Annotated in this window: 5 protein-coding genes; all 5 read left to right on the forward strand. The window is 35.3% G+C overall.

What is annotated here, in order from left to right; translation table 11 throughout:
* Positions 1 to 242: 242 nt before the first annotated feature.
* The 5 genes from HKP48_RS04030 (at position 243) to HKP48_RS04050 (ending at position 5743) form a co-directional block, all read left to right on the forward strand.
* Positions 243 to 1262, forward strand: a complete 1020-nt coding sequence (locus HKP48_RS04030) for a hypothetical protein (RefSeq protein ID WP_296343081.1) — start codon at positions 243 to 245, stop codon at positions 1260 to 1262.
* 300 nt (positions 1263 to 1562) lie between these two features.
* Complete coding sequence (locus HKP48_RS04035) at positions 1563 to 2249, forward strand: succinate dehydrogenase cytochrome b subunit (protein ID WP_296343085.1); 687 nt, start codon at positions 1563 to 1565, stop codon at positions 2247 to 2249.
* Positions 2250 to 2260: 11 nt separating this feature from the next.
* Positions 2261 to 4261, forward strand: a complete 2001-nt coding sequence (locus tag HKP48_RS04040) for a fumarate reductase/succinate dehydrogenase flavoprotein subunit (RefSeq protein ID WP_296343086.1) — start codon at positions 2261 to 2263, stop codon at positions 4259 to 4261.
* An 11-nt stretch (positions 4262 to 4272) separates the two neighbouring features.
* Positions 4273 to 5019 (forward strand): succinate dehydrogenase/fumarate reductase iron-sulfur subunit, encoded by a 747-nt coding sequence (locus HKP48_RS04045; protein WP_296343090.1) that lies wholly within the window; start codon positions 4273 to 4275, stop codon positions 5017 to 5019.
* A 91-nt stretch (positions 5020 to 5110) separates the two neighbouring features.
* Positions 5111 to 5743, forward strand: coding sequence for a M20/M25/M40 family metallo-hydrolase (locus HKP48_RS04050; RefSeq protein ID WP_296343087.1), 633 nt, complete (start codon positions 5111 to 5113; stop codon positions 5741 to 5743).
* Positions 5744 to 5915: the final 172 nt, after the last annotated feature.

The raw sequence follows: 5915 nt of genomic DNA on the forward strand, positions 1-5915 counted from the left end.
TCAGCGTAGCTAAATATAAGCACTTGATTTTAATACATTTCGACTTTAGTTTATGCTGAGCACAGTCGAAGTACTCAATGCTATAGATTAAATTAAAATCAATTTATGACATATTACGGACATTCAAATTGCAATTAATACTAAATACGTTTTTTTGCGTTTTTATATTATTAGAGATTTTTAAATCTCAATAAATCATCAATCAATTTTGCACGTTAAACCGCTATTTACTACTTGCACTTTTGTGCTTATCAATCTTTGCAAATGCACAAGAAGACCCTAAAGAAGAAGTTAAAATATTTTTGGATTGTGGCATATGCGACCAAGAATTCCTAAGACAAAACTTAGGGAATGTCCAATTTGTACGTGATCAAGATTTGGGTGATGTACACATCTTTGTAGTTACCCAAAGAAACATTATTGGCGGACGTAGTTATGAGATGGATTTTATAGGTAAAAATGATTTGGAATCTATTAATTACAAACTGACGTTTTCTACAGATGCCAACATGACACGTGATGATGAACGTAAGCGTACTATGGAATATTTAAAGTTAGGTTTAGTGAGATTTTGGATTGCTAGAGGAACTATAGATGAGGTTGTTGTTAATGTACCAACACCAGAAAATGAAGAAGAAAAAGTAGAAGAAATAGATCCTTGGAATTACTGGTTATTCAGAGTTGGTGCTAATGGCTTTTTCAATGGTCAAGAACTGAGTAAACGAAGCAATTTTAACTTTAATACGTCAGCGAGGCGTGTTACAGAAGAAAATAAGTTTCGTTTATTTATGCGCTATGGTGAAAATAGGTCGACATTTACGTTTATTAATGATGATGAAGAGGAAGAAGATTTTAAAGTTTTTAATAATAATAAGCGTTTAAATGTTAGTGATATACTTAGTGTTAACGACCATTGGTTTTACGGTTTTTTTGGAAGTGTAGGTACGTCCACATTTAGCAATTTTGATTTATTTTGGACGTTTAGACCAGCTATAGAATATAGCTTTTTTGATTATCAAGATTCAGCAAAAAAACAACTAACAATTTCGTATAGAAATGGTATTCGATATAATGACTATATAGAACGTACTGTTTTTGCACAAGACGAAGAATATTTTTGGGAACACGATTTACAGTTAGGAGGCAGGATTAACCAAGAGTGGGGCAATGTAAATGCAGAGGTGTCATTTAATCAGTTTTTACAAGACACAGAGCTTTATGCAGTAAACTTCTTTTTAGGAACGAGAGTTCGACTTTTTTAAGGATTTAATTTTGATGTTAGTGGAAGTTACTCCATAACCCGAAATCAAGTAAATATTCCTGGTGGTGATTTAACCGTAGAAGAGCTTTTATTACAACAACAGCAATTACAATCTGGGTTCGACTACTTTGTGAGCGTTGGTTTTAGTTATGCTTTTGGCTCTATTTATAACACCATCGTAAATCCACGCTTTGACTTTTAATTAAAACCATTCTAAATAAGTGATTACCCAAATACCTAGTTGGGAAAACCCTAATTGCTTAGTATCTTTGTTGAACTAACAATTAAGAATAAATCTATAATGAGCGGAATTTTAAATTCTTCGATTGGAAGAAAGTTTGCCATGGCGCTTTCAGCACTCTTCCTAATGGTTTTTTTACTTCAACATTTTGCAATAAATATTTTATCGGTTTTTAGTCCAGACACATTTAATGATGTTTCTCATTTTATGGGTACATTTTGGGTTATTCAGTATTTATTACAACCAGTATTAATATTTGGTGTTATTTTTCACTTTGTAATGGGTTTTGTGCTGGAGTATAAAAATAACAAAGCGAGAAAGGTTAGTTATGCCAAAACTAGCCATGCAGCAAACTCTACTTGGATGAGTAGAAATATGCTATTAACAGGAGCAGTTGTATTGGCATTTATGGTGTTGCATTTTATTGATTTTTGGATTCCAGAAATTAATACTAAATATATTGTTGGAGACATGAGTGGGCTTGTGGATCCAGCCAACACAGAAAGTGGCTATAGATACTACGAAGAATTAGTACACAAATTTCACAGTCCTTTACGTGTAGCCGCTTATGCTATATCATTTATATTATTGAGTTTACATCTATTGCATGGATTTAATTCTGCCTTTCAATCTGTTGGAGCAAACAACAAATATGTAAAAGGCCTAAAAGGCTTTAGTAAAGTTTATGCTATTGGCGTGCCACTAGGATTTATTTTTATAGCATTATTTCATTACTTCACCCACTAAAAAACTAGAATATGTCAATATTAGATTCTAAAATACCAGAAGGTCCTTTAGCGGACAAGTGGACAAAACATAAAAACGATATCAATCTTGTTAACCCAGCAAATAAACGTCTTATAGATGTTATTGTTGTAGGTACAGGTCTTGCCGGCGGTTCTGCTGCTGCTACATTAGCAGAATTAGGATATAACGTAAAAGCATTTTGTTTTCAGGATTCTCCAAGACGTGCGCATTCTATCGCGGCACAAGGTGGTATCAATGCAGCAAAAAACTATCAAGGTGATGGTGACTCTACCTACCGATTATTTTATGACACGGTAAAAGGTGGAGATTATCGTTCGCGTGAAGCAAACGTTCACCGTTTAGCTGAAGTTTCTACAAATATTATTGACCAATGTGTAGCACAAGGTGTACCATTTGCCAGAGAATATGGGGGTCTTTTAGATAACCGTTCTTTTGGAGGTGTTTTAGTATCACGTACATTTTATGCCAAAGGTCAAACAGGACAACAGTTATTATTAGGTGCTTATGCCGCAATGAATCGCCAGATTGGACGTGGTAAAATTAAAATGTATACACGTCACGAAATGTTAGACGTAGTTAAAGTAGACGGAAAAGCTAGGGGTATTATAGCACGTAACTTGATTACGGGTGAGATAGAGCGTCATTCAGCTCATGCTGTAGTTTTAGGAACAGGTGGTTATGGTAATGCCTTCTATTTATCGACCTACGCTATGGGAAGTAATGTAACAGCAGCATGGAAAGCACACAAACGTGGTGCATTCTTTGCAAATCCTTGTTACACACAGATTCACCCAACATGTATTCCAGTTTCAGGAGACCATCAATCTAAACTAACATTGATGTCAGAGTCTTTAAGAAATGACGGTCGTATTTGGGTTCCAAAACATAAAAAAGATGTCGAAGCTATTAGAAACGGAAGCTTAAAACCTACCGACTTAGCTGAAGAAGATAGAGATTATTACTTAGAGCGTCGTTATCCTGCATTTGGAAACTTAGTACCACGTGATGTGGCTTCGAGAGCAGCCAAAGAACGCTGTGATGCAGGTTATGGTGTAAACCAAACTGGTGAAGCAGTTTACTTGGATTTTGCTGCTGCAATAGAACGCTATGGTAAAGAGCAAGCTTATGTCAAAGGATTGAATGTCGATGATAAAAAGTTAGTAACTGACCTAGGTAAAAAAGTAGTTGAGAATAAGTATGGAAATTTATTCCAGATGTACGAAAAAATCGTAGATCAAAACCCATATGAAACACCAATGATGATTTACCCTGCAGTACATTACACCATGGGAGGTCTTTGGGTAGATTACAACTTAATGACAACTGTTCCTGGCTTATATGCTATAGGAGAAGCAAACTTCTCTGACCATGGTGCTAATCGTCTTGGAGCTTCTGCGCTAATGCAAGGTTTGGCAGATGGATATTTTGTACTACCTTATACGATTGGAGACTATTTAGCCCATGATATTAGAACAGGTGAAATTCCTACAGATTCAAAAGAATTTGACGAAGCTGAACAAAAAGTAAGAGCTGATATAGACAAACTCATCAATAATGAAGGATCTAAATCAGTAGATTATTTCCACAAACGATTAGGAAAAATCATGTGGAATAAATGCGGTATGGCTCGTAATGAAAAAGATTTAAAAGAAGCTATTTCTGAAATTGCTGCTCTTCGTGATGAGTTCTACAAGGACGTTTTTGTTCCAGGAACTCAAGATGAGTATAATGAAGAATTGGCAAAAGCAGGACGCGTCGCAGACTTCTTAGAATTAGGAGAACTGTTTGCTAAAGATGCTTTAGAGCGTGAAGAATCTGCTGGTGGTCACTTTAGAGAAGAGTATCAGACCGAAAGTGGAGAAGCGCTAAGACGTCCAGAATTTCAGTACGTATCAGCATGGGAGTACAAAGGCAAGCCTAGTGAAGCCGTTCACCACAAAGAAGCTTTAGAGTACGAGAATATCGAAGTGAAAGAGAGAAGTTACAAATAAAAATTGCTATGATGAATTTAACGTTGAAAATATGGCGTCAAAAAAGCGCTAATGATAAAGGAAAAATAGTCGATTACCCTGTAAGTGGTATATCACCTGACATGTCTTTTTTAGAGATGTTAGACGTGTTAAATCAAGAACTTATTGAAAAAGGAGAATCACCAGTAGTATTCGATCACGATTGTCGTGAAGGTATATGCGGGTCATGCTCACTTTATATAAACGGTAGAGCACACGGGCCACAAACAAAAATTACCGCATGTCAATTACACATGCGTAGTTTTGAAGATGGTGAGACTATATACATAGAGCCTTGGAGAGCAGAGGCATTTCCTGTTATTAAAGATTTAATGGTAGATCGCACATCTTTTGATCGTATTCAACAAGCTGGTGGTTTTATTTCTGTAAATACTTCAGGAAATACTCAGGATGCTAACGCTATTCCTATTGAAAAAGAAAACGCAGACAAAGCTTTTGATGCAGCAACTTGTATAGGTTGTGGCGCTTGTGTAGCAAGTTGTAAAAACTCTTCTGCAATGTTGTTCGTATCTGCTAAAGTATCACAGTTTGCTTTATTGCCGCAAGGTCAAGTTGAAGCAACAGATCGTGTACTTAATATGGTTAAGCAAATGGATGAAGAAGGTTTTGGTAACTGTACCAATACTGGAGCTTGCGAAGTAGAATGTCCAAAAGGCATCTCTTTAGAGAATATTGCACGTATGAATCGTGAGTACCTTACAGCAAGTTTAAAAGGTTAATTGACGACTACATAGAATTTTTACATATTAAAATCCTAAGTCTAAACTTAGGATTTTTTATTGCCTTAATCTCAAACCTTAATTCGTTATAATGAAAAAACAACTGCAAAGTATTCTAATTATTTCATTTTTAACAGCCTGCGCTCAAACTACTAAAGTTGAAGCTGAAGCTACTTTATATGATGATGAAGCTTTAATGAAACATATTAAAACCTTAAGTTCCGATAAATTTGAAGGAAGAAAAACAGGAACTGAAGGCAATAAAAAAGCACAAGACTATATCGTTTCTCAATTTAAAAGTTTAAACGTAAAACCTTTTGATTCAAAATTTAAACATAATTTTGAATTTGCTCGGAGAGATAAAACTTTTGATGCAACCAATATCTTAGGTTTTGTAAAAGGTGTAGAATTCTCAGATAAGTATATCGTTGTAAGTGCCCACTACGATCATTTGGGAAAACAAGATGGTAAAATATATAATGGAGCAGACGATGATGCTTCTGGTGTAGCTGCATTATTTGCATTTGCTGAAATGCTAAAGAAAAATCCACCAAAACACTCAATCGTATTAGCCGCTTTTGATGCAGAAGAATTAAGTCTTCAAGGCGCCAAATACTTCGTAGATAAAATAAAAGACGTTAACATCGTCGCTAATATAAATATGGATATGATTAGCCGTAGTTCTAAAAATGAACTATACGTTGTTGAACTAAACCTTCGGTAGCTTTTCCCGCCAAAGATTAGTATCCTTGTAAAGTTAATCATTAAAATTGGCTATATTCTAATATATGACTGAATTAGTACTTGTTCTCCATAATTCCCAAGCGGATTGCCCTGTAATGGCATATAATGCAAACTCCTTTAGGCGTTGATTATTATTCTTAATCCGCTCAAGT

It is taken from the genome of Winogradskyella sp., assembly GCF_013042245.1.
Taxonomy (GTDB): domain Bacteria; phylum Bacteroidota; class Bacteroidia; order Flavobacteriales; family Flavobacteriaceae; genus Winogradskyella.